The sequence below is a fragment of the Ignatzschineria sp. PL_is040 genome (genome assembly GCF_055813795.1).
The window spans coordinates 454019-480367 of sequence record NZ_JBVPGU010000001.1 but is presented as its reverse complement, the minus strand read 5'-3'; the positions used below and the strand labels follow the sequence as shown (position 1 = coordinate 480367).

Sequence of the window (26349 nt, the reverse complement as noted above, 5' to 3'; positions counted from 1 at the left end):
TTACTTATCCTTAAATCTATCCATTAACAATAATCTGCGCGATATCGGTCGACCCACATTGCTGTTGCTCCACAGACAGCTGCGGGCATAATAAAGAGATTGATAATAGGAATCATCGTTAAGAGTGAGACTAAAGCGCCAAAGGGGAGGTTGAAGAGGCGATCCTTCCCAAGGCGATTCTTCATGTCAGGAAAAGAGATCTTATGGTTATCAAAAGCGTAATCACAATATTGAATCACCATCATCCAAGAAGCAAAAACAAACCAAAGTACTGGCGCGGCGATATTGATAACGGGAATGAAGGAGAGCACTAAGATTAGAAGCGCACGGGGGAGATAGTAACCTAAGCGAACCAATTCTCGATGGATCATTCTCGGTATATCTTTAACAAAAGCGGCCCGTGAGAGATCAGCTGCCGGCACGCCAGATCGCTCTTCTTCTACCTTTTCGGCCAGTAGGCTATTGAAAGGGGAGGCGATAATGTTGGCGATAGTACTAAAAAAATACCCAAAAACGAGTACGATCGAGAAGAGGATAAGTGGCCAGAGGATAAAGTGGAGCCAATGAAGCCAGTTAGGGAGATAATCTAAAATTGCGGCGATCCAACCATCGATCTGGAAGTAGAGCCAGATAAAAGCACCTCCAAGAATAAAGATATTGACAACAATCGGGAGAAAGACAAAACGTTTCAAGCCCGGCTGCATCATGATGGAAAAACCCTCTAAGAAGTAGTGAAGGCCTGTTTTTCTACTTCGATCTCTCCTATTTCGATTGATCTCTTTCTGACTCATCTATATTGCTCCTTTTTGTTGCCTTGTTCTTGCTCTTACTCAGCTCTTAACTCTTACTATTTTTTGAAGTCCCAAATCTCAAAGGTGTAATCATATCGATTCTTCTCATCTTTATGATGCTTCTCCTCAAAGATGAGGGTTGCATGGCTAAAATCAAAGGGAGGCATCTGGGTATCCCCTTCGATATTGGCATGTACATGGGTGAGATAGAGTCGATCCATTAGGGGAAGCGCTGCTTTATAGATCGGCGCACCCCCCATAATCATAATCTCTTGGGCGTGATGCGCTCTCTTTAATGCCTCTATCGCCACTGAAAGATCAGGGTAGATTAGGCAGCCTGGGAGCGCATCTTCCTCTAAAGAGCGTGAGATTACTACATTGGTTCTGCCGGGAAGTGGCCGGCCGATTGATTGGTAAGTTTTTCGGCCCATAACAATCGGCTTTCCCATAGTGCTCTTTTTAAAAAATTGCAGATCATTAGGAAGATGCCATGGTAGGGCATTTTTATCACCAATTGTGCCATTATCTGCCATTGCTAAAATAAGGGAGATGATGCACTGGTTTTCTCCTCTTTTCTCTGCTGTTTTTTCTCTATCTGTTGCACGATTATGGTCGTCTCTGTTTTGATTCATTGAATACTCACTTCACTATTTCATTCATTCATTATTTATGAATGTTGGTGTTAATAATTAATGCTGATGTTAATGTTGATGTTAAGGTCAATTTCTATCACCTCTTTTCTCTTATTTTCTTCCTATTATAGGGGAATTTCTCTTAAAGTATCCTCTGATTAGATAAGTCGATTCTAAAAAATTGTCCCCATTAAGTCTCAATCAGCTCCTAGTTGAGTAATGAGAGAGAGTCGTTTCATCCTTCAACTCTAGCTATTACACTTCTTTGGTTATTTTAAGAAATAGATAATAGACAATAGACAACTTCCCTGCAACTTACGCTTAATTAAATAGTGAGGGGTGCTATAATATCGTCCTACTTATTTTAGGTGTTGATAAAAATGATTGAACAGAAAGAGAGTAACAAAGCGCCTCATAAAAAGAGCAATGCGATCTATGTATTACCTAACTTGATTACCACTGCTTCGATGCTCTGCGGTTTCTCTGCAATTTTAATGGCATTAGATGCCTATTATGGTGCTCATACGGGAGATTCGCCCCAAACCTTTACGCAAGCAGCTATCTTGGTCTTTATTGCGATGATCTTCGATGGTTTAGATGGTCGCGTTGCCCGAATGACCAATAGCTCTAGTGCATTTGGCGAGCAATATGATTCTTTATCAGATCTGATCTCCTTTGGAATTGCCCCAGCACTGATTATCTATCTTTGGGCATTAAAAGAGAGCCATTTCAATATTATTGGCGGGATCTCTTGGTTTGTGGCCTATATCTATCTTGCATGTGCGGCGCTTCGTTTAGCACGCTTTAATGTGCAGATTGGTAAGGTGGATAAGCGTTTCTTTGTGGGAATGCCAAGCCCAACAGCTGCGGCAATCGTGGTCGGGCTTGTCTGGTTTGGAGAAAATGTGGGTTTAGAGACACCATGGAAAGATTATGCCGCTTTAGTATTGACGCTCTATGCCGGCTTGATGATGGTGACTAATATTAAGTTCTTTAGCTTTAAAGATCTCCGTTTTCAAAATCCCGTTCCTTTCTTCTTTTGGGTCCTACTTGTTTTAGCTTTAGGCATCTTAGCGGTCTGTGTGGTACGCTTCCCAGGGGAGTCGATCTTTATTGTATTACTTCTTTATGGATTATCAGGTCCTGTTTATGGGATCTTCCGTTTTCGCAAGAGAAAGCAACTCAAGAGCCAGCCAAAAGCAGCAAGACAACGTTAGCATTATTAGCCGATTGACCAATTAGTCGATTGGTTGATTGGTCAACTAGGCAACTAGCTAATTAGGTAATTTAGATAATGAGACATCACTCTATATTCAGTCTATATATTATCGATTATCTAGCGCTGTTATTATCTAATGTTGTTTTATAGGTTATTAAAATTTTAATGGGTCAGATGAGGTCGATAGGGCCTCATCTCTTTTTTGATAGGGAGTAGGAGAGATGGATACCAGACAAGCTGAATATCTGAAGCTGTTGGGGATTCAAGCCTGGTGTAAGCAGGAGGATCTCCCTATAATTCAAGCGCATCTTCAGCAGGAAAAAGCACTACAAAGGGGGAATAGCGCCCCATTAGTGAGAGCGCCGAAAGAGGGGCGTATACGCTTACAAGATCAGATGGCTTCTCTCTTTGATGAACGGCCTTCTGGAAAAATGCCTGATCAGCGATCTGTGGTGGGAATGGCAGGGGGGCATCTTGTTGATAAGGTGCCGGCGTCACACTCCGGCGGGGCAGAGCAGTCTCTAATAACTGAATCATTATCGGGGTCGTTATCGGAGTCGTTATCGCCCCAAGCCTCACAGAGGGAAGGGATGCCGCTACAGGAAACGGTGCAAAATCCGGCTGATCTCAATGTTTCAAGAGAGCGTATTGCACCACAACAATCTTTTCAGGTAGAGGTTTCACCAAGAGCGCCAGAGAAGATTGCAGTGAGAGGGCCATTTACCTCAACTCCCTATCAATTTCCGGCAGATGCCTCTATTTATTCGCCACAATTTGCCGAGAGTATTCAGCAGTGCCGGGGGTGTGAGTTTTCACAATCACGACACCAAGCGACATTACCGCGACAATATCCCGATGCGCCCGTCATGGTGATTACGGATATTCCGCTAAAAGAGGAGATGTATCAGGGGTTAGTCTTAGATCGCGCGGATGAGTCCTTCTTCTATCAGGCCCTCACTCGTGTCGGCTTTAAGGTTGAGGAGCTCTATATTACCCCTTTTATTAAGTGTCGGCCGCCTGAATTACGCGATGTGGAAGAGAGTGAGTGGCATGCCTGCTATGCTATCTTACGGCAGGAAATTTTGGCATTACAGCCGAAGGTGATCTTTCTTCTAGGACGAAATTGCGTTAAATTTCTTCTCCAGAGTGAGCTTCCCTTTGAGTCACTCCGTTTAACACCCCATCAATTGACCTTTGACGGGGTTACTATTCCGGCAGTGATCTCCCATTCACCTAAAGTTTATGCGCGAAATTCCCGTTTAAAAGCGAACTTTTGGCAAGATGTGAAATTTTTACGCCGGCAATATTTTTGCTCAAATCGTATGCTATGACGATTCAATGAGCAATATCAACAGAGCGATTCTGTAGCCAAGCAGTTTTAAGAGACGTTATTCTGCACTTTTGATAACTTTGATGATCTTTAATAACTCTGATAAGAGCTGATAAGAGCTTTTAAGAGCGATTAAAGATGCTGTAAAGATCAAGATACTCATCAGAAGTATCTTATTAGGGAGGAGAGATGGAAAAGAGAAGAGAAGAGGAGATTGCCGCACTATTTGCACGCCTATCAATTGTGCCGGCAACAGTAGAAGATTTAGAGTGTATTGTTGAAATTGAGCAGAGAGCATATCCTGTTCCTTGGAGTAGAGAGCAGCTACTTGCCGTCTTTCAGCAGAAGGTGATTCGCTTAAAACTTCTTCTTGATGAAGAGATCGTAATCGGTTATGCCTTTGTCTCTATTGTATTAGATGAAGGGCATCTGCTCCACATTACAGTTGATCCGCAATATCATGGAAAGCGATTAGGATACTATCTCCTCGATGCGATCTTAAAATTAGGGGAGAAAGAGAAGTTGGCAACGCTCTTTTTAGAGGTCCGTGCCGGGAATGAACCTGCGCGCCGGCTCTATGATCGGATCGGATTTAATCAAGTCGGTCTGCGGAAAGGTTACTATCCTTGTAATATCAATGGACGGGAAGATGCGATTGTGATGGCTTATACTTTTCCAACGGCAATCTTTAATTTCAATTTAGAAGCATAGAGATAGGAGCATAGAGATAGAAGCATCGCTAGCAATCGGTGATCAATATCGATGATCAATATCAGTAATGAATACCGATGAGTAGCATTAATGAGTCTATAAGAGAACTTTATAAGACTCGTTTACAAGTGAGTTAAATGAGTTAAGTGAGTTAAATTACTAAACGCGTTAAAAGTAGAGGATTAATAATGAGTGAGTGTCATGAAAAAGCAGTTATCCAGCTCGATCTGAAAGGATTAAACTGTCCTATGCCGATCTTAAAGACAAAGCAAGCATTGATGCGTGCCGAGAAGGGGGATCGATTAGAGGTCTATGCCACAGATCCCCATGCAGAGATCGATTTTAAAGCCTATTTAGCACGAACAGAGCATCAACTTCTCTCTTTTGAGAAGCGGGATGATCTCTTTATCTTCTTGATAGAAAAGGCATAATTGAACTCAATATCAGAAGCATCAGAAGCATCAGAAGCATCAGTAATAGTAATAACGTTAAACATTAATTAAGTTAATTAAGGTATTGATTGGTTAAAGACCAAAGAACGCATGAAGATTATTCGTAGAACCCCCCAACACGCCCATATTGCACCGCAACATTCCCCCTTTCTTCAAGAGATCTTAAAAAAGAGAGCCATTGAGGATCCGGCAGAGCTCGACCTCTCCCTTCGTGGGCTCCACTCTTTTGAAAGCTTGAGCAATATAGAAGAGGCAACAGCGATTGTTGTCGATGCGATTTTGAAGCAGAAAGAGATCTTAATAGTAGGGGATTATGATGTCGATGGTGCGACAAGTATTGCGTTAGCTGTGAGAATTTTACGGGAGTTTGGTTGTCATAATGTCCGTTATACTGTGCCGCATCGCATCTTAGATGGTTATGGACTTTCAACACCTCTAGTGCGTAAGATTTTACGTAATCCGCCCGATCTTCTGATTACAGTGGATAATGGCATCTCCAATATTGATGGCGTTGCGCTTGCCCGTGAAGAGGGGATTGATGTCATTGTTACAGATCACCATCTGCCACCGGAGAGGCTTCCTAATGCCAATGCTATCGTCAATCCCAACTTAGTAGGGGATCTCTTTCCGAGTAAAGCATTAGCCGGGGTGGGTGTGATCTTCTATCTTCTCTCTAGTGTGCGGGCAAGATTGCAAAAAATGGGATACTTTGGGCAAAATCCAGCTCCTAAATTGGGGAAATATCTCGATATTGTTGCACTAGGAACCGTTGCAGACCTAGTGCCACTTGATGCCAATAACCGCAAAATAGCCCAGCAAGGACTTTTAAGGATGCGTCAGGGAATCACGATTCCCGGCATTGCTGCACTGATTGAGGTCTCTAATCGCAATCAAGCGCGTCTTTCAACCAGTGATATTGGGTTTGGCCTTGCTCCTCTTCTCAATGCTGCAGGTCGACTCGATAATATGCAGGTAGGAATTGAGCTTCTCTTAACGGAGAGCCCAGAAGAAGCGCGAGCTATTGCGCATGAGCTCTTTAGTATGAATGAGGAGCGTAAACGAATTGAGCAAGAGATGCGTGAAACAGCTGATTTTATCCTCAATGAGATCTCGTTAGATGATCAAACATTGCCACTTTCGATCTGTCTCTATGATCAATCTTGGCATCAAGGAATCACCGGGATAGTGGCTTCTCGTATTAAAGAGCAATATTATCGTCCTACCTTTATCTTCGCTTATGATAATGAGGGCTTAGTCAAAGGATCAGGGCGCTCTATTCGGGGCATTCATCTTCGAGATCTGATGAGCAATGTTGCGCGAGATAATCCTGGCTTGATTGTTACTTTCGGGGGGCATGCAATGGCCGCAGGACTCTCTTTAATGGAGGAGAATATCCCCCATTTCCAGAAGGCGATGGAAGAGGAGATCGCGCGCTTTTTAGCGCAAAATGGAGAGGATCAAGAGGCGCTTTTGAGTCAAAAGATCTACAGTGATGGACCACTACCAACTACGGCTTTCAATCTGCAATTTGCCGATGAGATTAAGTTAGCATTCCCATGGGGACAGCAATTTCCCGAACCGATCTTTGATGATCGCTTTGAAGTGCTCGATTATCGTATTCTTAAGGGGGCTCACCTAAAATTTACGCTAAGAACGCCGGAAAATGGGGAGACTTTTGAGGCAATGGCCTTCTTCCAAGCGCATCAATTAGTAGATCATGTTGGGGAGATTCATTGTGCATTTAAGCTCGACATTAATGAGTGGCGAGGGAATCGTAATCTACAGTTGATTATCGATTACTTTACGCCGGTGGCATAATAGCAATAATAAATACGGATGATACGGATGATACGGATGATACGGATGATACGGCGCCACCATCACCATTTCTGACTTCTTTTATGTTTTCGTCCACTTTTCTTTTTCTGCTATCTCCGTTTTGATCAGTCGATAAGGCAACAGAAGACACAATTTGGCAGACATAGACTAACTTTATACTTTTTATTCAGTTTAACGAAGTATAGAGGTGTCTTATGAAACAGATAGAGACCAGATTAGAGTTCACCGGATTAGAATTAAATTTAGGATTGAATCATTATTTGTTGAATCAGCGCTTACCATTCCGGCGCTATTGGCAGAGATTTTTTTGGCACTTTTCGTCCCCTATTTTACTGCTTTTCCTATTATTGTTGATCATCGTGCCGGCAAATGCCGTTCCGCTGCAGCATGGAAAGAGTTTAACCCCTGCTATATTAGATGAGATTATTGTGCAGGAGTATTTTGTAAGTGAAAAGCTCGATGGTGTTCGCGGCTATTGGGATGGGGAGCAGCTTCTCTCCCGGCAAGGGTATGAGATCGTTGCACCAAAATGGTTTACAGAGCATCTTGGAGATACCCCTTTAGATGGGGAATTGTGGCTAGGGCGAGAAACCTTCCAGGAGATCTCTGCCTTGATCGCGCGTGCGGATCGGGAGGATCCGCTCTGGAGTAGGGTGACTTATCAAATTTTTGATCTGCCGGCAGAGCGAGGTCCTTTTCGTGATCGCGTTGCCAAGATGGCGCAATATCTACCTCTTTTAGCGGAGAAAAATCCTCATATCGCAATGATTCCTCAAATACGAGTGAACTCTAAAAGAGCACTTAAAAGAGAGCTAGATAGGGTAGTTTCGCTAGGGGGAGAGGGATTGATGCTCCATCATCAAGATGCTTCTTATCAACCTTATATTCGTCATGGTCAGCTTCTAAAGATGAAAAAAGTGGAGGAGGATTGTGCGATGGTGATCGGTTACACTCCAGGGAAGGGTAAGTATCAGGGTATGGTAGGGGCTTTGCGCGTTAAAAATGTTATTGAAGGGGAGACGAGGTATTTCAAAATCGGCTCCGGTTTGAAGGATCACGATCGGCAATCACCACCAGAGATTGGGCAGTGGATTCGTTATCGCCATAATGGATTTACCGATCGAAAGATTCCTCGCTTTGCTCGCGTTATCGATATTAGTGGTGAGCATTGTGAGCAATTATCAGAGCAGGAGTTTAGGGCATTAGAAGAGGCAATTTAGTTTGAGATGAGATTATCTGTTTGTAGATATGGGGTTATCTATTATAATAATGGGGTTTATAGGATCTATATCGGATAATGGTAGAGAGCGATCATCTCGGAGATTCCCTGAAAAGTTGCTTAAGAGTGGCTGATAGAGAATAAGCTGTAAGAAGTTGCAAGAGAGATCGATAGGGAATTTAACCTTCTACTAATTATCACTTTTATTATATAAGAGGCTTAAAATGAAGAAATTAACAATGATTGGACTTGCAGTATTGACGCTTGCTGGTTGTACAAACTCAAGTCTATATTCGGGTGATGTCTATACAGGAAACCAGGCGAAAACAGTTCAATCAGTCTCCTATGGTACAGTTGTTGCAGTTCGTCCTGTGACGATTCAAGCGGAAGGTTCATCTCTAGGAACCGTCTCTGGTGCAGTCTTAGGAGGTGTTCTTGGTAATGCAATGGGTGGAGGTCGTGGTCGTAATATCACAACCGCTGTGGGTGCCGTTGCAGGTGGAATCGCAGGAAATAAAGTTGAGCAACAGATGGATAAAGTTCAAGGTGTTGAGCTCGATATTAAAACCGATAGCGGACAAACAATCGCGGTGGTACAGAAGCAAGATAAGAGCCTTTTCCGCCCAGGTCAGCGTGTAAGAATGGTAGGAAGTGGTCGTAACATCAACGTTTCTCCTCTTTAATAGCATCGATTATCGAGCGTAAGTGCATAAAAACATTAAAAAATGCATAGCAAAAAGGATCTAAAATGGAGTAATCCTCTATTTAGATCCTTTTTTTACTGAAACAGTCAATTCTTAAGAAAGTTATTGGAGCGGCGGGAGCTGACTAATTCTTTCTTTTTGCCACTGCATGCCCGCCCATTGGCATCTTTAATGCCGGGAATAATGATTATTGACAGCATAATATTCATAATATTTGCCAACACGTAATCATTGGCAGAGCGCATCTGCCGGCATGTGATTTAAGGAAGAACGAGGTGGTTAAATCCGGCAGTGTTCAGCCTTTTTCTTTTTACTGTAATAATCAATTATTGTCATAATCAATTCTTAAGAAAGTTATTGGAGCGGCGGGAGCTGACTAATTTTTTTTTACCATTGCATGTCACTCATTGGCATCTTTGATGCTGGGGAAAATTACTATTTAAATGGTTAAAACTTCATCCCAAGATCGGCGCATTGCGCGCCGATTGGGTTATTGTATTATTTGAAAAGTATCATTTGAAAAAGTTAAGTGCAGAGACATTGAAGACTTCCACCAATAGATGGGAGACAATTGCCACTAAACCGTAGAGAATGATGATGTAGGGCATCACTTTACCACCAAAAGCACGAAATGAGACAGCCGGTTTTTGCCCACTCTTTTCTGCTTTTTTTCGATAATTGATCACCATTGCAGCCGGTACAATAACAGACCAGATCGCAGCAAAGAGGCCTGCAAACCCGATCGCTAATACAAATCCATTTGGAAAGAGCATCCCTAAAATTGTAGGCGGTAAGAAGGTGATCAATGCTGTTAAAAAGCGACCTTTATGACCATCATTAATCTTAAAGAGGTCAGCAATATAGTCGAAAAGACCCAATCCTGCGCCTAAAAATGAGGTCACAACCGCAAAGAACGCAAAGAAACGGAGCGCTAAACCGGTAAAAGGTGAAGCATTAACCTCATCGAGTAGCCATGCAACTTGGTCACTTCCCACAGAGAGGAAGCTTTCACGCTCAATACTTCCCATAATAGCGACCATCCAAGCAAGATAGAAGATAAAGGTGATGGACATTCCCCACGCAATCGCTTTCTTGATCTTTTTCCCCTCAATTCCATAATATTTTACAAAGCTAGGAACGCTGGCATGGAAGCAGAAGGAGGTTAAGAAGAAGGGTAGGCTGGCAAAAGCATAGATGGCATAACGAGATTCACCACTTGGCTCAAAGAGATAGGGAATCTCGATCTTGCCTAAAAGACCTGTCACTGCGGCGAAAAGGGTCAAAAACATCCCGATCATTAAGATGGTTGAGATACGATCAACCGCTTTAGTGCTCCACCAAACGATACCGGTGAAGAGTAGAGCGAAAATCAGTGAGGATTGATAGCGCGGAATCGCAATATCGAAATTGTGACCGATGGTATTACTGATCACAGAACCAGAACCGACGACATAAGCATAGAGAAGAATATAGAGAACAAAGGCGACAGAGAAACCATTTACAAAGCGCCAAAGACCGCCTAAATTATCTTTAACTAAGGTATCAAAACTCGCGCCAGGCTTATAGCCTAAATTGACCTCTAAGATCTGCTCCGCAGTAATATACATAAAAAAAACAGTCAAGAGCATTATCATGACTGTCCAACCAAACCACATCCCTGCAGATGCGATCGGTAAGCTTAACATTCCGGCTCCAATCATGGTTCCTGCAGCGATCATTGCGCCACCCACAACTGAAGGCGATTTATCTACTTTCATCTTCTTCCTCATCGGTCTACAACATCAGTTTGACCTGTTAGTTGATATTGCTCATTACTATATATGATCACATATATTGATCATGTGTCTTGATCAGCATCGATCAGCATCGATCAGCCAATCGGCTAATATGAATTGATAAGTGCTGATAAGTGCTGATAAGAATCTACCGAATTTATCAGATCTATCCAGCCTATCAAATCGATTGATGCTCCAAATTTATTACTGAAAGTCTCTAATATTATCACGATCTACTATTACTGTAATGATTAATCGGGGAAATCGCGGGATAAAAATAGATCTTTGGGGATAATATGTGATAGACTTCTCGCCATTGACCGCAACATAATATGATTTTTTGATTCGTTTATCACTTCACTTACTGCACAGCCCATCTTTTCATTCCGTTTATTCTATATTTGCGTAAGTAGGCCTTTTATTTAAGTACCGTTGCAACAGCGTCAATACTTTGGGCCCTATCCTTCAGATTTTATAATCACTCTTTTACTGATATTTGAATACTGATGTCTCAATCAGCAACTATTAAGAATGACGGATAGATCTTCTCCTCTTGCACCTTTTTGAGGAAATAATAAAAATGACTATTGAAGTATCGCCAGTTGAAGCGATTTCAACAAGAAAACCCACGATTATTGAAGCATTTATTCCCATAATATTTATGATGTTCTCCCTTGTGATCGGGATCGGTCTATGGGATGTGAGTCCACATATACCCCTCTTATTGAGCGTCTGTGTAGCGATTATTGTCGCAATGCGCTTAGGTTTTAAGTGGAAAGCGATCGAAACGGGAATGTTAGATGCCGTTCGTCTTGCGCTACAAGCGATTGTGATTCTTATTGTGATCGGAACAATTATCGCTTCCTGGATTGCCGGCGGCATCGTTCCGACCTTGATCTATTATGGACTCAATCTTCTTAATCCTGCCTATTTTCTAGTTGCAGCATGCGCTATCTGCTGCATTATCTCGATCGCATCGGGAAATGCTTGGACTGCCGCTGGGACAATAGGGATTGCGATTATGGGGATCGGCTTTGGTTTAGGAATTCCTCCAGAGATGGTAGCAGGTGCGGTAATTTCCGGCGCTTATTTTGGTGATAAGATCTCCCCACTTTCTGAGTCGACTAACTTAGCACCGGGAATCGTAGGGGTAGATCTCTTTGAACATATTCGTTATATGCTCTATACCACCATTCCGGCATTGATTATCTCTTTGATTCTTTTTACGATTTTAGGCTTTAGTGCAACCGCAAATTTAGCTGATACGGCAGCGACAAACTTCACTCTGCGAGAAGATCTTAAAGAGCTCTTTGTGATCTCCCCTTGGTTACTCTTAGTGCCGGCATCGATCATTATTGTGATGATCTTCCGTATACCGGCATTTCCAGGATTAATGATAGGCTCTATTTTAGGCGTGCTCTGCGCACTCTTTGTTCAAGGTGCTGATCCTAGCATGGTGATGAATGCGCTCTATGATGGCTATAGCATTACGACAGATAATGAGACGCTCAATGAACTCCTCAATAATGGCGGGATTGTCTCGGTCTTCTCGACAGTATCGCTTGTGATTATCGCAATGTGTTTTGGGGGGATTTTAGAGTTTACCGGCATCTTCCAGACTATCGTTGCCTCTATTGTTCGTTTAGCAAAGACAACAAAGAGTCTGATTATTGCCACAGTGACAACCTGTATTACGGGCAATATTGTCGGATGTGATCAATATATGTCGATCATTGTGCCGGGCAGAATGTATGCTGAGGAGTATCATAAGCGTGGGATTAAAGGGAAAGTTCTCTCTCGTACATTGGAAGATTCCGGAACGATGACATCACCGCTTATCCCTTGGAATACTTGCGGTGCCTTTATGGCGACAACATTGGGCGTTGCGACCTTTGATTATCTCCCATATACCTTTCTCTGCCTCCTAAGTCCGGTGATTGCAATCGCTTATGCCTTAACAGGTTATACCATTGAATATTATGAAGATGGGGAAGCGCCGAAGAAAGTTAGACGTTTTAGAATGCCTAAGCGTATCTAATCAAAAGGTAGATCGCTAGAGTAGATAAGAGCAGATAAGAGTAGATAAGAGTAGATAGATGAGAGAGTGATCGAGAGATCACTCTTTTTTTATTTTTATTATTTCTATTTATGCCGAGCGGAGATGGATCTGCCGATAGCGATCAGGTGTCATATCGGTCATTTTAAGAAAGAGGGTAATAAAGCTAGAGGTAGAGCGATATCCGAGCCTAAATGCACTCTCCTCAACACTATAACCTTTCTCTAAAAGTGCTGAACCATGGATAAAACGAAGACGCGCAGACCATTCACTAAAGCTCATTCCCAATTCTTTTTGAAAGTAGCGTGCGAGCGTTCTTGGGCAATCTCTAGGGTGATCACACCATCATTAACTAAAATCATCTGGCCCCAAGAGTGGGAATGGCTTAAATATTCTGTCGCTTCATTGATATGTTCATCCGCTAGCATAATAAGGCGCTTAGGGTGATGTTGAAATGATTGCAGAGGAAGTTGCTGCACCATTAAAGGCTCCTATTAGAGAGAGGTTGGGGGAGATTGTCTGAATAGTGAGGAGGATTGTCCTATTTCCATTATATCCCTTATATCAGACAGGACTATACTATCCCTCTAATAATTTTCTTACAACTAATTCACTTATAACCTACTCAATCTAGGAGTTATCACTATGCAATTTGCAGCGATGTTCTATCCCCTTTTAGCCGTCTTAATTTGGGCGATGAATGCTGTATTGCATGAATCTCTAGAGAGCTATCACTATATCGGTGGTGCCGTCTCTCTAACCGGGGCTATGATCGCGCAGAGATTTTCGCAGTAATCGATGCTTATCTAGAGTCTCTATTTTGAATCTTAACAAAACACCCTAAAGCAATCATTAATGATCAACTTTAGGGTGTTTTTTATATTCTCTTTATACCCTCTTTATTCTCTCTTTTAAGCGACTAGAGGCTTTTCGGCGAATTATCCGATGGCGTAGACGGCTATAGATAAATGCGATTAAAAAGAGAAGTGTTTGACTGAGAACGATACAGGGGCCCGTTTCGGCATCGATATGAAAGCTTAAGAGAACGCCCATAAAAGCGGAGATAAGTGAGGAGATTACAGCAATTATCATCATAATGGGGAAGCGCTTTGTGAGGAGAAAGCCAATAATGCCGGGGGCTACCAACATCGCGATAACGAGGATAACGCCCACCGCTTGTAGTGATGCCACAATACTTAGTGCTAATAGAATCAGTAATGTATAGTGCAGAAATTTAACTGGCAGTCCTAAAACACTCGCTTGTACCGGATCGAAGCAGTAGAGCATAAAATCTTTTCGTTTTAAGAGGATAACAAGTAACGTAATGCCGGCAATAATGATAATTTGCCACAGCTCTGATGGGAGAATCCCTAAGATATTACCAAACAGTACATGAGTAAGATGCTGATCGGTCTTTACAAAGGAGAACGCAAAGAGTCCTAATGCAAAGAGTCCTGAGAAGACGATCCCTAAAATGGCATCCTCTTTAATCCGGCTATTAGCGCGTAGATACCCCGTTGCAACAGCACAGAAGAGCCCAGAGGCAAAGGCGCCTATTACGAGCGGAAGATTGAAGATAAAGGCTAAAACAATCCCCGGCAATACGGCATGAGAGATCGCATCGCCCATCAATGCCCATCCTTTCAAAATAAGGTAGCAGGAGAGAACGGCACAGACAACGCCGGAGATCAGCGCGCCTAACATCGCTTGCTGCATAAAGGGATATTGTAGTGGTGTTAAAATTAAGGAATCGATCATAGTGATACCTCCTTCTGCGCTAACTTTTGCCTATCTTGCTCTAAATTTTTCTCGACCTCATCGATACTTTCACTAAGCTTTTGATGCCGGCGTGCTGAGCGACGTTTTGCAAAATGACCATGCTTAGGTGCGAAGAGAAATGCAAGCAGAAAGAGCGAGGTTTGAAGAACAACGATCAAACTCCCTGTCGTTCCACCCGGTAAAAAGAAGCTAACATAAGCACCAATAAAGCTACTGACGGCACCAATAATCACCGCTAGCGTGAGCATCACACCAAAACGATCCGTTAAGAGATAGGCGGTAGCACCAGGGGTGATTACCATTGCGATTACTAAGATTGCTCCTACCGTTTGGAGAGCTGCAACAATACAGGCACTTAAAAGCACAAAGAAGAGGATCTGTAGACGCATGACCGGTAAACCGATTGTCTTTGCTTGCACTTCATCGAAGAAGAGTAGCATCAGATCTTTCCAATAGCAGAGAAGGAGAAGAAGGGAGATGATAGTGATAATCGCTGCTTGTAGGGCATCACCATCGGAGATTCCTAAAATATTGCCAAAAACAATGGAGTTGATGCTAATAGGAGTGGGATTGAGTGAGATGATAAGGAGCCCCGCGGCAAAGAAGCTACTAAAGATTAAGCCGATAATGGCATCTTCTCGCAATTTTGTGAAATGCTTCACCAGCCCCATTGCAAGAGCTGCTAAAATCCCGGTAAAAAATGCCCCAATAGCGTAAGGAAGGCTTAAAGCATAAGCGCCGGCAACACCGGGGACGACAGAGTGGGAGAGTGCATCTCCCATCAATGACCAACCCTTAAGGACCAGATAGGCCGAGAGGAAAGCACAAACTGCGCCAACCAGAAGGCTCATCAAAATCGCTTTGAGCATATACTCATATTGAAAAGGCTCTATTAAGAGCGATAATAACTGTTCCATTGATCACTCCTGAGATGTTTCTCTATTAAGAGGGATACGCTCTTTTTGATTATTGCGTACTTTTTTGAGCTCTTGAATCTCTGTGCAACCATAGAAGACAGCAGGGCGTTCATCATCAGTTAAGACCGTTAAATGGCGCGGATCATCATCACTATGGAGATGATCGCCTTTAAGTGAGATCTCACGCAGAACGCCACCGAAGGTATGGGTAAGATTCTCCTGTGTATAGGTGGTTTCTGTGGGACCTTGGGCTAAAACTGTCTGATTTAAGAGAATAACCTGATCACAAAACTCCGGAATCGATCCTAAGTTATGGGTGGAGACTAACATCAGATAATTCTCTTCTCTTAGTGAGATAAGAAGTTCAATAATGCTATCTTCGGTCTTAAGATCAACGCCGGTAAAGGGTTCATCGAGTAGTAAAATACGGCTCTCTTGCGCTAATGCTCTTGCTAAAAAGACCCTTTTTTTCTGCCCGCCGGAGAGCTCACCGATCTGTCGCTTACGAAAAGCGGTAAGATCGACGCGTGCTAAGGCTTCATCGACCTTTTGATGATCTATTTTAGAAGGAATTCGTAAAAAACCCATCTTGCCATATCGACCCATCATCACCACATCTTCAACAAGAACAGGGAAGTTCCAATCAACTTCCTCTGTCTGCGGGACATAAGCGATCTTATTGGCTTTTAGCGCCTCTTTAATAGCCATGTTATCGATCTTAATCGTGCCGGAAGTGGGGTTGACTAACCCCATGATCGACTTGAAAAGTGTCGATTTACCACTTCCATTGACACCGACTAAGCCACAAATAGTGCCGGCATCGAGACGAAAATTGACATCAAAAATAGCTCTATGGCCATTGCCGTAAACAACAGCGACATCTTCAACAACGATACTCATTCTAGGTTAAATCCTTTAACAATCGTTTCTACAGTGGTTTGGAGCAGATCAATATAGGTGGGGACAGGCCCATCTTCTGTTGAGAGAGAATCAACATAGAGAACGCCACCATAACGAGCGCCACTCTCTTTAGCAACCTGTTTTGCCGGTTTATCAGAGATGGTACTCTCACTAAAAAGAACCGGAATTTGGTTGGCACGAATGGTATCAATCAAGCGTTTAACCTGTTGTGGCGAGCCTTGTTCATCGGCATTGATGGGCCAGAGATAAGCCTCTTTGAGATTATAATCTGCGGCTAAATAGCCAAAGGCTCCTTCACTCGTGACTAACCAGCGCTGATCTTCAGGGATCTGCTCAAGCTTTTCCCGTAATGGTTTATCGAGCGCTCTGATCTTTTCGGCATATTGAGCAGCATTTTCATTGTAGATCGCTGCATTTTCAGGATCAGCTTCTACAAAAGCTTGACGAATATTTTCGATATAGATTAAGGCATTATTAGGGCTCATCCAGGCGTGCGGATTAGGTAGCCCTTCATATTCCCCTTCATAGATCGAAAGAGGGGTAACACCCTCTGTTACAACAGCAAATGGGACATTTTTAATATTTTGGAAGAAGCGCTCAAACCAACGTTCAAGATTGAGACCATTCCATAAAATAAGCTCCGCATCTTGCGCTTTGACGAGATCTCTAGGTGTCGGTTGATAATCATGAATCTCTGCTCCCGGCTTTGTAATTGACTCTACAATTGCTGCATCGCCGGCAACATTTTGTGCCATATCTTGTATTATGGTGAAGGTTGTGATAACTTTTAAGGGTTCTTTCGCATATGCAATTCCCCACGCGGAAGTTAACATCGCGCTAATCAGCGCACCTCTTAGGGCAGTTCTAGCCCACTTTTTCAGACTTTTTTTCGATTTTAATTCCATGATTATTGGCCTCCCTCAGCCTTTTATTTGAGAACCATTCTCATTTGTAAATTTATATCATATAGAGTTTACTGTCAAACTTATCCTAAAAATATAATGAAAAGAGCTGTTTTGGGGGTTAATTTTTGAAGTTAATTTTTTGGAATTAAATTTTGAAGTTAATTTTTTGGAATTAAATTTTGAAATTAATTTTTGGAATTAATTTTGGGATTAAAGTTTGGACCTAATTATGGGATCTATAGAAGAAGGCTCTAGGCCCGATCTCTCTCCTCCATTATTTCCATTTCAATCCCAATCCGAGATAGAGCGTTCGATTGGTGCTGCTTCCCCGTTTCGCCTTTAATTTCTCATATTGGTAACCGGTATTGATCGAGAGATTATCCGTCAAGCGATAGGCGAGAGAAGCATTGAGATTGAGATCTAAAGTAACATCTCGATTAAAGCTACGTCCTACGCTCCCTTTAGTGGCAAAGGAGATGGTCTGATTGTAGAGATCATGCTGAAAATCCCACTTGAGTGAGAGCTGCGGGTTATTTGAATGTGTTCGATCCCGATATTCAATACTTTGATAGTTGAGTAATGTTGCCAAAGAGAGCTGTGAGCGTGCATTATTCCAGACCTGAAAACCAGGTCCTGTACCGATCAGTAGATTATTACGAATATCTTCAATCCAATCATGCTGAAAGGCGATCGACCCTTGCCAGAAGAAGCGCGGTGTGATGAATCGATCCGCGGCATAATTGAGATGATAGTAGTAATCTTTTGTTTTATTCTGATCTCGCTTACGATAGAAGTGTGTGGAGGTGATATGGCGCCAAAGACCATATTCCAAAGTATATTCCCCCTTAAGACGATAGCGGGAGAGGCGAGAGTTATCATTATCAAAGATCGCACTTGCATTGAGCGCTAACTCTTGACGAAAAGTTTTAGGTTGCAGAGTTGTACGATTTACTTTTGCAATAATAAGATTTTTATCGAAAGGAATGGATTGAGGGATGCCATGATTTTTAATAATGAGTCGATCTTTCAATGCCTCATCTTCAGCATCGTAGAGCACCTCTGTTGAGGTAAAACTCTTTGTAAATTGATTCTCTTTGACGGCGACCGGAGCTTTGATCTCAAATTGAGCAATATGTTTCGCATCAACCTTCACTCTGCCGGCATAAGGGGTTTCGATCTCAACCTTATGCGCCTCTATTAGTAAAATTTTACCACTGAGCTGATCCCCATTTTTTAGACGAATTTGATCAGCTAAGAGGGGAGTACTTAGCAGGGAGAGTGTGAGAGAAGTGAGGAGAATCAGACGTTGGATTAAGCATTGGTGTGAAAAAAGTCTCATCAATTTTGGCATCAACAGGCTCTCTTTTGGCGGAGAAGGTACTTTTCCGATTCTGTAGCATAGGTTCTGTAGAACGAATTAGAAAAGTCGGTAGAGAACAGGATAAAGGTCGATTTTGACAAGATCAAGAATAAATTGACGTTAATTGCCATTAATAAGTATTAATAAGCACTAATAGACATCAATAGAGATCAATAGACATTAGTAGACATTAATAAGCGCCAATTAACACTCACTTAAATTAAATTGATCTGTTGGATCTTGAAGTATTTTCTTTATACTTTCTCTAAGAGCCAGTGGAGATAACGTGCATGTGCCTGATATCCGGGCTTTTCAGAGTAACGTAATTCCATCGCAAGGTGATCCTCTTCGCTGATTCTTTGTCGAGCTTGTGGCGCCATAAAATCATAATAGGTGCGTATTCCACTCTCTTTAAGGAGCATTAAACCATGATTCTCTATCTGCTTTGCTAGCCATTGTGGGGAGATGGGGGAGATCGGCGTTAGACTGCCCTTATCGCCCTGAAATTGCCCCTTATCAACATAGTAGTAATTCCCTCGAATGAGATTGTGGTAGATCAATCCTTCTTGGTTGTAGAAGAGAAGAGAGAGTTTGCCCCCTTTCTTCAAGTAGGGAAGTGCGATCTGGAAGAAGAGATCGGGATCAGGTAACCATTCGATCATTGCATGACAGGTGATTAGATCAAATTGAGGAAGCGATAGATGGAGAATTGTTTCCAGCGATTCATGATAAAAGGTGGCATCTATCCCTTCATTCTGAAAGCGCTCTTGCGCTAAATTTAACATCTCTATCGCCGGCTCAACTAAGGTGAGGTGATGGCCCTTTTGGGCAAGCATTAGCGCATATTGACCCTGTCCAGCACCTATATCGAGGATAGAGAGAGGTGTTTGATGAAGATTTAACGCATCAAAATCTCGCTCTAAAATAGCAAGACGCAATCTTCCTTTAAATGTTTGGTAGATATTGCGTTTAAACTTTCGACTCAGCTGATTAAATGTCGTCTTATTGTCATGCCCTCTCTCTCCATGAGGAGCCGATTGCTCAAGTGATTGATCAGAAGAGGCGGATATCGGTTTTGGCGTTTTAGCGAGTTTAGTGGGCATGATGCTTTCTTAAATGATTAAGTAATTAAGTGATTAAATGATTAAATGAAGTGACCCAATGATCAATTATCGGAGGATCAGTTGATGAGGTGAGACTGGTGCATCAGGTTTGTATCATCAGATTTGTATCATCAGATTGATTCGATCAAATTTACGCAATTAGATTAAAGCGAGGATATTGCAAGATTTCTGCTAGCATCGAGTAGGGGAACTCATTGGTAATCTCCCGATAATCGTGAGCTGTATCATTATAAAAAGAGGCAGATTCATCGATATTTCGATTAGTGATCTCAACTCTACTCCAGAGCTCCTTTAATTGATCGAGATCTTTCAGCTCAGGATGGTGATTGGCGCGTTTATGAAGATAATTGAGGCGATCACGAAGTAGTAAGATATTGAAGATCTCCTCCTCTTGTGACTGTTTGCAGAGCTTATCATCGTAGAGCGGCATAATCTCTTCATAGAGTTTACGCTCGTCGCGTAGTACCTTCTGTGTGATAACAATAATAGGGCGAGAGTGGTCGATTAATTCACTCTGAAGCCGTAGAACATCTGAAAATGCCGTTTCACAGAGCAATCGCTGAGCACGTAATTTTCGGTAATGGTGGAGGAACAGCACTAAAATAGTGGCAGAGAGAAGAATCGTAATAACGATCGTTAATATAGTGGTTTTCATATAAGCTCAAGGTTCCTTAGCCGATGAGAGTTCTATCTACAAAGTGGCGCGTTGTTAGCCACCGCGCTATTCTCTATCATTTTTCCTATTATATTCGGAATAAAAATAAATGGAGAGATATATTGATCTATTAACCTAGGTTGGTGGGTCGGTGATCTATTAAATAGAGATTATCGAATAGAGATTATCGATCAATATTTCGATGAGTATTTCGATGGGTACTCTTTGAGATTTCTCATGCCTCCTCTTCATTTTCCATTTTCCACTTCACATTTCATATTTCACATTTCACATTCCTCATTCTCGGTTTCCAGTTTTTCTACTCTTAGATTGCCATTTTTTTAGGAGCCATCCATACCTTTTTTCGGGGTAAAAAGAGGGTGAAAAATTCTCTTTAGGGAAAGATAAAAATCTCTGAAATGCCCCATAAAATCTTTATCTAAAGATAAAAAATAGCGCTCTAATTCTATTGACTAAGGTGGGGCATAAGGATAGAATCAGTGACTCAGAAATCGATCATCTCTTTCGATTCCTATTGATCTTATTTATGGGTTGAATTTCTCAATGAAAAAACAGAAAGTCGCCATCATTATGGGGAGTAGAAGCGATCTGCCAACAATGCAGAATGCAGCTGACATACTCAACCAATTTTCCATCTCATACGACATGAAAATCGTCTCGGCACATCGTACGCCAGAGCATATGGTCTCCTTTGCGCTCTCTGCAAAAGAGGCAGGTTATGATCTGATTATTGCCGGAGCAGGAGGTGCTGCGCATCTTCCGGGAATGGTTGCTTCTTTAACGACACTCCCCGTCATTGGTGTTCCAATTAAAACAAGTACCTTAAGTGGTGTTGATTCTCTCTACTCTATTGTGCAGATGCCTGGTGGCGTGCCTGTTGCCACAATGGCAATCGGTGATGCTGGCGCCAAAAATGCCGCACTTTTAGCAGCTCAAATTCTCGCATTGAGTAACGACACACTTCATCAACAGATTGAACATTTTCGCGAAAAGCAAACCGCAACTGTATTAGCAGACAGCACAATTGAGGAGAAATAACTAAAATGCACATTTTACCCGGAAAAACTATTGGAATTATAGGTGGTGGTCAACTAGGTAAAATGCTAGCAGAAGCGGCGAACAGGATGGGATATTACGTTATCACGCTCGATCCTGCCTCAGATGCGCCGGCAGTCTCCGCATCTCATGGACATATTGTCTCTGGTTTCTCCAATGAAGAGGGTTATGAAACATTGATCTCTCGTTGTGATGTGGTGACTTATGAGTTTGAAAATATTAGCGCCAGCTTGGTAAAACGTCTCAATGAGGAGTATTGCAATATTCCTCAAGGTGAGCTTCCCCTCTATTTAGCCCAAAATAGAGCACGTGAAAAAGCAGCATTAACGGAAGCGGGCTTACCTGTTGCGCCCTATGTGGTATTGGAAGATCCAGAAAAAGAGCTCTCTAATGCGATTGACACATTAGGTTACCCTTTTGTCGTAAAGACACAAGAGGGGGGCTATGATGGTAAAGGGCAAGTGGTTGTTCGGAGTGAGGCTGATCTTCCTAAAGTTGCAACGCTCTACAATATCCCCTGTGTTGCGGAAAAATTTATCCCATATGATTGGGAATGTTCGATTATCGGAACGCGCTCAATTAATGGTGAATATCGACACTTCCCGATAGCGGAAAACCTTCATCACAATAATATTCTTTTTAAGACCGTTGCCGGCAGTGAAAAGGTGACGGCTGAATTAGAAGATGCGCTCAACGAGATGCTTAAAAGCTTTATGGTGACTCACAATATTGTGGGAACATTAGCGATGGAAGCTTTTGTTGTAGGGGATCTTATCTATGTCAATGAGCTTGCGCCAAGACCCCATAACTCCGGGCATTTTACCATTGAAGGGTGTGCAACAAGTCAATTTGAACAGCATATTCGGGCGATCTGTGGCCTCCCTCTTGGAGAGACTACACTCAAGCAGAAGACAGTGATGTTCAATATTCTTGGGCAAAATCGAGAGTTTCTCTTCAATTATCTCCCCCATCTTTCGAGCGATGCGCACCTTCATCTCTATGGGAAAAAGGAATTTAAAAATAACCGTAAAATGGGCCATGTCACCTTTACGGGCTCAAAAGGATTAACTTCTTTTGAGAAAATGCTGACAGATAGTTTTGAATAAACTGATACTCAAGGACTCTAATGAAACGTAGATTTTATATTGAAAGTACCCCGCGCTATTCAACTGAGGCTGCTGCCTTATTAAGCGAGCTCAAAAAAGCACTTAATATTCAGACGTTATCAAAAGTGCGACTCATTCAAGTATATGACCTCTTTGATTTGGCAGAGAAAGACCTTGATAGAGTGCGTACGGCATTAATTCAACCAGTCCGAGATCAAGAGATTGATGAGAGTATCATGATGGCTGAATTAGCAAAAATGCCTCACTTCACGATTGAATGGCTTCCTGGACAATATGACCAAAGAGCATATAGTGCAGAACTTGCATTTAAAGTTGTCGGGATCTCTCCTAAAACACAAGTTGCAACGGCACTTCTTTACGGTTTTAATCACGATCTCTCAGCAGAAGACCTCCAAAAAATTCAAGATTATCTCTTTAACCCCATCAATTCCCGCCTGAAAGATCTAACCCTTCCTATTAATGAATCTCGCTTTATCGATAGACGTGAGCCGAAGAAGGTGGAGAAAATTAAAGACTTTATCCATATGACCGATTCGAAACTGACAGAATTCAAGCTGCAGATGGGATTGGCAATGGAGTTTGAAGATCTTAAACATATTCAAGACTACTTTAAAAATGAAGAGAATCGTAACCCTACCGAGACAGAACTCTTAGTTCTCGATACCTATTGGTCGGATCATTGCCGTCACACCACTTTTGAGACTGCGCTTCAAACGATCGATTTTACCGAGAGTCAATTTAAAGAGCAGATTCAGCAAGCGTATGAAGATTATCTTGCGCTTCGTCGTGAGACGGGAATTACAGAGCGCCCTGAAACATTGATGGATATGGCGACAATTTTTGGTCGTTATCAGCGTAAAACAGGTGAGCTGGCTGATATGGAAGTATCTGATGAGGTCAATGCCTGCTCTGTTCGCATCAATGTTGATGTTAATGGTGTCGATGAGCCATGGTTATTGATGTTTAAAAATGAGACCCATAATCACCCCACAGAGATTGAGCCTTTCGGTGGTGCTAACACTTGTGTAGGGGGGGCTATTCGTGACCCGCTCTCAGGGCGTGCTTATGTCTATCAAGGAATGCGTATCACGGGTGCAGGTAATGTGCTTGAGCCGGTAGAAGAGACACTTCCTAACAAGATTCCTCAAAGAAGAATTAGTAAAGTCGCAACCCAAGGAAATAGTGCTTATGCTAATCAGATTGGGGGTACAACGGCTTTTGCTAAGGAGTATATCCATCCTGGATTTGTGGCAAAACGAATGGAGCTCGGCGCAGTTGTCGGTGCGGTGCGTGAAGATTATGTTGTGCGTGAAAAACCGATTGCCGGCGATCTTATTATTCTCTTAGGGGCAAAAACAGGCCGTGATGGCGTCGGTGCAGCAACAGGCTCATCGCAAGTACAAACCGTTGAGACAGTTGAAACTGCAGGTACAGATGTCCAAAAGGGCTGTGCAAGTGAAGAGCGTAAAATTCTTCGTCTCTTCCGCAAGAAAGAGGTGACAACGCTGATTAAGAAGTCAAATGACTTTGGTGCGGGCGGCGTCTCTGTTGCGATTGGTGAGTTAGCAGATGGTGTCTATGTCGATCTTGATAAGGTTCCGACAAAGTATCCGGGTTTAAATGGGACAGATCTTGCAATCTCAGAATCACAAGAGCGTATGGCAGTTGTTGTGGCAAAAGAGAATGCTGAGCGCTTTATTGAGCTTGCGGCGGAAGAGTCTGTTGATGCCGTTATTGTGGCAAAAGTAACAGAAGATCCTCGCCTTATCCTTGAGTGGAAAGGGCATAAAATTGTTGATATTGCCCGCTCATTCTTAGATACCAACGGTATTCGTAAAACGGCGACTGCCAAAGTAGTTGATAGCAATTTACCATCACCACTTCTTCAGCGCCAAAACCTAGATGATATTGAGAAGACTTGGCAGAATATCCTTTCTGACGTCAATATTGCGAGTCAAAAAGGGATGAATCAGAGTTTTGATTCCACCTTAGGGCGCTCAACGGTTCTTCTACCTTATGGCGGTAAGTGTCAAGCAACGCCGGCAGAAACGTCGATTCAGAAGATTCAAGTTGCAGAAGGGGAGACGCAGACAGCGGCAATCCTAGCACATGGTTATAATCCCTATATTGGTGAGTGGTCTCCCTTCCATGGAGCGGCGTATGCTGTGATTGAATCACTCTCCCGTTTAGTGGCATCAGGAGGAGATCCTAAGCGCGCACGACTCTCTTTCCAAGAGTACTTTGAGCGTTTAGATGGTGTACCTGAGCGTTTTGGCAAGCCGGTTGCGGCACTTTTAGGTTCTATTGCGGCACAGAAAGCTTTCAATGTTCCGAGTATCGGCGGTAAAGATAGTATGAGCGGAACCTATGAGGAGATTAATGTTCCGCCTACTTTAGTCTCTTTTGCGGTTGTTCCGGTGAAGACTGAAGATGTTATCTCGCCAGAATTTAAAGATAGTGGTCACTATATCTATCTTCTTCCTGTGAAGGAGGATGTGACAGATCGCATCCCTTATGAAGAGATTAAACGTAACTTTGAAGTTTTTGAGAAGATTCATCGCCAATATAAGATCTATGCGGCAAGCTCCGTTCGTCAAGGTGGCGTAGCAGAGAGTTTAGCAATGATGAGTTTTGGTAATCGTATCGGTGCTAATATCGAAAATATCTCTGAGCATGATCTTTTCCGCCCACAATATGGCGCATTTGTGATCACAACGCGTCAAGCGTTACCGGAGTCGGAAGATTATATTGCGATTGGAACTACATTGAGCGAATATCGCTTCGATTATGGTCAGATCACTATTTTAGGTTCCACGCTACAGGCTGCAGCAGAAGATCGTTTTGAGAAGATCTACCCGATCTATCAGAAGAGCGAAGGTTTTGTTCCTAAAGTAGAAGCGCGCCCCTTAAGTGCCGTGAAGAATCATCTTGCAGTTGAAAAGCCACAGGTCTTAATTCCTGTCTTTGAGGGAACGCATAGTGAATATGATACGGCGAAAGCTTTTGAGAAGGCAGGCGCGACAACAAATCTTCTTCCAATTGTGATGCTAACAGAAGCAGATTACTTAGCTTCCATTGCGAAGTTTAAAGAGGCATTGAAGCTCTCTGAGATCTTTGTCCTAGCATCTGGCTTTGCAAGTACAGAGGAGCCGGCAGGAACAGGGTCAACAATGGCGCTCTTCTTAAAACGCCCTGAGATTCAAAAAGCCGTTGAGAACTTCTTAGAGAAAGGGGGATTACTCCTCGGTATTAATGCCGGTTTCCATGCTTTAGTGAAAACAGGTCTTCTCCCTTACGGTGAATATCGTCAAGAGAGTGAATTCCTCTTAACGACAAATCAGGTCGGCGAGTTTAAAGCGCAGATGGTGACAACAGAAGTTGTTAATAATCACTCATTATGGTTTGCGACTAACAATATTGGTGAGCAACATCTACTTCCCTTTGCTGCATTAGAAGGGCGCGTTGTCTTAACGCCTGAGCTCTATGAGAAATTAGCAGAGCGTGGACAGATCGCCACACAATATGTGGATCATAAAGGGCGTGCAACACTTGATCCGACCTTCAACCCAGCACTCTCTGACTATGCGGTTGAAGCGATCACAAGTCCTAATGGACAGATTCTCGGTAAGATGGCCCATAGTGAGCGATATGAAGAGGGGCTTTTCCTCAATATCCCCGGCAATAAAGCACAAACGATATTTGAAAATGCAGTGGCAGCGGTCACTACTCCTAAAATCTAGCATGAGCAGAAGGTAT

Annotated in this window: 25 protein-coding genes; 12 read left to right on the top strand and 13 right to left on the bottom strand. The window is 42.7% G+C overall.

Translation table 11 applies throughout. The features are described from left to right. Nucleotides 1-23 precede the first annotated feature (23 nt). Nucleotides 24-791, bottom strand: coding sequence for a sulfate transporter CysZ (cysZ, locus tag AC0SAP_RS01940; RefSeq protein WP_473382636.1), 768 nt, complete (start codon nucleotides 789-791; stop codon nucleotides 24-26). Between the two features lie 56 nt (nucleotides 792-847). Next, nucleotides 848-1423: a trimethoprim-resistant dihydrofolate reductase DfrI gene (gene dfrI, locus AC0SAP_RS01935; RefSeq protein WP_286479579.1), complete on the bottom strand. Its 576-nt coding sequence runs from the start codon at nucleotides 1421-1423 to the stop codon at nucleotides 848-850. Nucleotides 1424-1803: 380 nt separating this feature from the next. Between dfrI and pssA the strand changes: the two genes are divergently transcribed. The 7 genes from pssA (at nucleotide 1804) to AC0SAP_RS01900 (ending at nucleotide 8876) form a co-directional block, all read left to right on the top strand. Continuing rightward, entirely contained in the window at nucleotides 1804-2640 is an 837-nt protein-coding gene (gene pssA, locus AC0SAP_RS01930) for a CDP-diacylglycerol--serine O-phosphatidyltransferase (RefSeq protein ID WP_094567282.1), read from the top strand. A 223-nt stretch (nucleotides 2641-2863) separates the two neighbouring features. Next, nucleotides 2864-3973, top strand: coding sequence for a uracil-DNA glycosylase (locus AC0SAP_RS01925; protein WP_473382634.1), 1110 nt, complete (start codon nucleotides 2864-2866; stop codon nucleotides 3971-3973). Nucleotides 3974-4161: 188 nt separating this feature from the next. Next, nucleotides 4162-4683 (top strand): ribosomal protein S18-alanine N-acetyltransferase, encoded by a 522-nt coding sequence (gene rimI / locus AC0SAP_RS01920; RefSeq protein ID WP_473382632.1) that lies wholly within the window; start codon nucleotides 4162-4164, stop codon nucleotides 4681-4683. Between the two features lie 188 nt (nucleotides 4684-4871). Further along, nucleotides 4872-5114, top strand: a complete 243-nt coding sequence (locus AC0SAP_RS01915; RefSeq protein WP_109201481.1) for a sulfurtransferase TusA family protein — start codon at nucleotides 4872-4874, stop codon at nucleotides 5112-5114. 111 nt (nucleotides 5115-5225) lie between these two features. Next, on the top strand, nucleotides 5226-6953 hold the full coding sequence (gene recJ, locus AC0SAP_RS01910; RefSeq protein ID WP_473382631.1) for a single-stranded-DNA-specific exonuclease RecJ: 1728 nt from the start codon (nucleotides 5226-5228) through the stop codon (nucleotides 6951-6953). A gap of 215 nt (nucleotides 6954-7168) precedes the next feature. Beyond that, a complete protein-coding gene (locus tag AC0SAP_RS01905; RefSeq protein ID WP_473382629.1) occupies nucleotides 7169-8194 on the top strand; it encodes a DNA ligase in 1026 nt (341 codons plus the stop codon). Between the two features lie 223 nt (nucleotides 8195-8417). Continuing rightward, nucleotides 8418-8876: an outer membrane lipoprotein gene (locus AC0SAP_RS01900; protein ID WP_094567288.1), complete on the top strand. Its 459-nt coding sequence runs from the start codon at nucleotides 8418-8420 to the stop codon at nucleotides 8874-8876. A 107-nt stretch (nucleotides 8877-8983) separates the two neighbouring features. Here the strand turns inward: AC0SAP_RS01900 and AC0SAP_RS01895 are convergent, their stop codons facing one another. Then, on the bottom strand, nucleotides 8984-9106 hold the full coding sequence (locus AC0SAP_RS01895; protein WP_473382628.1) for a hypothetical protein: 123 nt from the start codon (nucleotides 9104-9106) through the stop codon (nucleotides 8984-8986). A 303-nt stretch (nucleotides 9107-9409) separates the two neighbouring features. Further along, entirely contained in the window at nucleotides 9410-10654 is a 1245-nt protein-coding gene (locus AC0SAP_RS01890) for an aromatic amino acid transporter (protein WP_473382627.1), read from the bottom strand. Between the two features lie 598 nt (nucleotides 10655-11252). Here AC0SAP_RS01890 and nhaC point away from each other — a divergent pair. Continuing rightward, a complete protein-coding gene (gene nhaC / locus AC0SAP_RS01885) occupies nucleotides 11253-12710 on the top strand; it encodes a Na+/H+ antiporter NhaC (RefSeq protein ID WP_473382625.1) in 1458 nt (485 codons plus the stop codon). Between the two features lie 108 nt (nucleotides 12711-12818). On the opposite strand, the gene AC0SAP_RS01880 is transcribed toward nhaC, so the two are convergent. Both AC0SAP_RS01880 and AC0SAP_RS01875 read right to left on the bottom strand, forming a co-directional pair. Continuing rightward, the gene (locus AC0SAP_RS01880; RefSeq protein ID WP_473382624.1) at nucleotides 12819-13010 is read right to left on the bottom strand and encodes a helix-turn-helix domain-containing protein; all 192 of its coding nucleotides are present in this window, start codon (nucleotides 13008-13010) and stop codon (nucleotides 12819-12821) included. Further along, nucleotides 13007-13210, bottom strand: coding sequence for a hypothetical protein (locus tag AC0SAP_RS01875; RefSeq protein ID WP_473382622.1), 204 nt, complete (start codon nucleotides 13208-13210; stop codon nucleotides 13007-13009). The genes AC0SAP_RS01880 and AC0SAP_RS01875 overlap by 4 nt, the downstream gene beginning before the upstream one ends. Nucleotides 13211-13373: 163 nt before the next feature. Between AC0SAP_RS01875 and AC0SAP_RS01870 the strand changes: the two genes are divergently transcribed. After that, on the top strand, nucleotides 13374-13523 hold the full coding sequence (locus AC0SAP_RS01870) for a hypothetical protein (protein WP_473382620.1): 150 nt from the start codon (nucleotides 13374-13376) through the stop codon (nucleotides 13521-13523). Nucleotides 13524-13616: 93 nt separating this feature from the next. Here AC0SAP_RS01870 and AC0SAP_RS01865 read toward each other — a convergent pair whose 3' ends face one another. The 7 genes from AC0SAP_RS01865 to AC0SAP_RS01835 all read right to left on the bottom strand — a co-directional run bounded on the left by AC0SAP_RS01865 (nucleotide 13617) and on the right by AC0SAP_RS01835 (nucleotide 20389). After that, nucleotides 13617-14492 carry a metal ABC transporter permease gene (locus AC0SAP_RS01865; protein WP_473382985.1) on the bottom strand — a complete coding sequence of 292 codons (876 nt, stop codon included), beginning with the start codon at nucleotides 14490-14492 and terminating at the stop codon, nucleotides 13617-13619. Further along, nucleotides 14483-15424 (bottom strand): metal ABC transporter permease, encoded by a 942-nt coding sequence (locus AC0SAP_RS01860; RefSeq protein WP_109201490.1) that lies wholly within the window; start codon nucleotides 15422-15424, stop codon nucleotides 14483-14485. The genes AC0SAP_RS01865 and AC0SAP_RS01860 overlap by 10 nt, the downstream gene beginning before the upstream one ends. A gap of 3 nt (nucleotides 15425-15427) precedes the next feature. After that, nucleotides 15428-16324, bottom strand: coding sequence for an ATP-binding cassette domain-containing protein (locus tag AC0SAP_RS01855; RefSeq protein WP_286479550.1), 897 nt, complete (start codon nucleotides 16322-16324; stop codon nucleotides 15428-15430). After that, on the bottom strand, nucleotides 16321-17178 hold the full coding sequence (locus AC0SAP_RS01850; RefSeq protein WP_473382983.1) for a metal ABC transporter substrate-binding protein: 858 nt from the start codon (nucleotides 17176-17178) through the stop codon (nucleotides 16321-16323). Before AC0SAP_RS01850 ends, AC0SAP_RS01855 begins: the two co-directional genes overlap by 4 nt. Before the next feature lie 346 nt (nucleotides 17179-17524). After that, complete coding sequence (locus tag AC0SAP_RS01845) at nucleotides 17525-18601, bottom strand: DUF481 domain-containing protein (protein ID WP_473382618.1); 1077 nt, start codon at nucleotides 18599-18601, stop codon at nucleotides 17525-17527. Nucleotides 18602-18864: 263 nt separating this feature from the next. Further along, nucleotides 18865-19713: a methyltransferase domain-containing protein gene (locus AC0SAP_RS01840; RefSeq protein ID WP_473382616.1), complete on the bottom strand. Its 849-nt coding sequence runs from the start codon at nucleotides 19711-19713 to the stop codon at nucleotides 18865-18867. Nucleotides 19714-19864: 151 nt separating this feature from the next. Further along, complete coding sequence (locus AC0SAP_RS01835) at nucleotides 19865-20389, bottom strand: LemA family protein (RefSeq protein ID WP_473382614.1); 525 nt, start codon at nucleotides 20387-20389, stop codon at nucleotides 19865-19867. Between the two features lie 564 nt (nucleotides 20390-20953). Between AC0SAP_RS01835 and purE the strand changes: the two genes are divergently transcribed. Genes purE through AC0SAP_RS01820 form a run of 3 tightly spaced genes read left to right on the top strand, consistent with a single transcriptional unit; the run spans nucleotide 20954 to nucleotide 26333 of the window. Further along, nucleotides 20954-21448, top strand: coding sequence for a 5-(carboxyamino)imidazole ribonucleotide mutase (gene purE, locus AC0SAP_RS01830; RefSeq protein ID WP_109201494.1), 495 nt, complete (start codon nucleotides 20954-20956; stop codon nucleotides 21446-21448). A 5-nt stretch (nucleotides 21449-21453) separates the two neighbouring features. Further along, entirely contained in the window at nucleotides 21454-22572 is a 1119-nt protein-coding gene (purK, locus tag AC0SAP_RS01825; protein WP_286479539.1) for a 5-(carboxyamino)imidazole ribonucleotide synthase, read from the top strand. A gap of 20 nt (nucleotides 22573-22592) precedes the next feature. Continuing rightward, a complete protein-coding gene (locus AC0SAP_RS01820) occupies nucleotides 22593-26333 on the top strand; it encodes a phosphoribosylformylglycinamidine synthase (RefSeq protein ID WP_473382613.1) in 3741 nt (1246 codons plus the stop codon). Nucleotides 26334-26349: the final 16 nt, after the last annotated feature.

Coding starts and splice junctions, on each gene's coding strand:
- rimI (WP_473382632.1), top strand. CDS start 4,162: ATGGAAAAGAGAAGAGAAGAGGAGATTGCCGCACTATTTGCACGCCTA.
- AC0SAP_RS01890 (WP_473382627.1), bottom strand. CDS start 10,654: ATGAAAGTAGATAAATCGCCTTCAGTTGTGGGTGGCGCAATGATCGCT.
- AC0SAP_RS01820 (WP_473382613.1), top strand. CDS start 22,593: ATGAAACGTAGATTTTATATTGAAAGTACCCCGCGCTATTCAACTGAG.
- purK (WP_286479539.1), top strand. CDS start 21,454: ATGCACATTTTACCCGGAAAAACTATTGGAATTATAGGTGGTGGTCAA.
- AC0SAP_RS01895 (WP_473382628.1), bottom strand. CDS start 9,106: ATGAATATTATGCTGTCAATAATCATTATTCCCGGCATTAAAGATGCC.
- AC0SAP_RS01845 (WP_473382618.1), bottom strand. CDS start 18,601: ATGCCAAAATTGATGAGACTTTTTTCACACCAATGCTTAATCCAACGT.
- AC0SAP_RS01840 (WP_473382616.1), bottom strand. CDS start 19,713: ATGCCCACTAAACTCGCTAAAACGCCAAAACCGATATCCGCCTCTTCT.
- AC0SAP_RS01870 (WP_473382620.1), top strand. CDS start 13,374: ATGCAATTTGCAGCGATGTTCTATCCCCTTTTAGCCGTCTTAATTTGG.
- AC0SAP_RS01925 (WP_473382634.1), top strand. CDS start 2,864: ATGGATACCAGACAAGCTGAATATCTGAAGCTGTTGGGGATTCAAGCC.
- AC0SAP_RS01860 (WP_109201490.1), bottom strand. CDS start 15,424: ATGGAACAGTTATTATCGCTCTTAATAGAGCCTTTTCAATATGAGTAT.
- AC0SAP_RS01880 (WP_473382624.1), bottom strand. CDS start 13,010: ATGAGCTTTAGTGAATGGTCTGCGCGTCTTCGTTTTATCCATGGTTCA.
- AC0SAP_RS01900 (WP_094567288.1), top strand. CDS start 8,418: ATGAAGAAATTAACAATGATTGGACTTGCAGTATTGACGCTTGCTGGT.
- dfrI (WP_286479579.1), bottom strand. CDS start 1,423: ATGAATCAAAACAGAGACGACCATAATCGTGCAACAGATAGAGAAAAA.
- purE (WP_109201494.1), top strand. CDS start 20,954: ATGAAAAAACAGAAAGTCGCCATCATTATGGGGAGTAGAAGCGATCTG.
- AC0SAP_RS01855 (WP_286479550.1), bottom strand. CDS start 16,324: ATGAGTATCGTTGTTGAAGATGTCGCTGTTGTTTACGGCAATGGCCAT.
- AC0SAP_RS01835 (WP_473382614.1), bottom strand. CDS start 20,389: ATGAAAACCACTATATTAACGATCGTTATTACGATTCTTCTCTCTGCC.
- cysZ (WP_473382636.1), bottom strand. CDS start 791: ATGAGTCAGAAAGAGATCAATCGAAATAGGAGAGATCGAAGTAGAAAA.
- pssA (WP_094567282.1), top strand. CDS start 1,804: ATGATTGAACAGAAAGAGAGTAACAAAGCGCCTCATAAAAAGAGCAAT.
- AC0SAP_RS01850 (WP_473382983.1), bottom strand. CDS start 17,178: ATGTTAACTTCCGCGTGGGGAATTGCATATGCGAAAGAACCCTTAAAA.
- AC0SAP_RS01915 (WP_109201481.1), top strand. CDS start 4,872: ATGAGTGAGTGTCATGAAAAAGCAGTTATCCAGCTCGATCTGAAAGGA.
- AC0SAP_RS01905 (WP_473382629.1), top strand. CDS start 7,169: ATGAAACAGATAGAGACCAGATTAGAGTTCACCGGATTAGAATTAAAT.
- AC0SAP_RS01875 (WP_473382622.1), bottom strand. CDS start 13,210: ATGGTGCAGCAACTTCCTCTGCAATCATTTCAACATCACCCTAAGCGC.
- nhaC (WP_473382625.1), top strand. CDS start 11,253: ATGACTATTGAAGTATCGCCAGTTGAAGCGATTTCAACAAGAAAACCC.
- recJ (WP_473382631.1), top strand. CDS start 5,226: ATGAAGATTATTCGTAGAACCCCCCAACACGCCCATATTGCACCGCAA.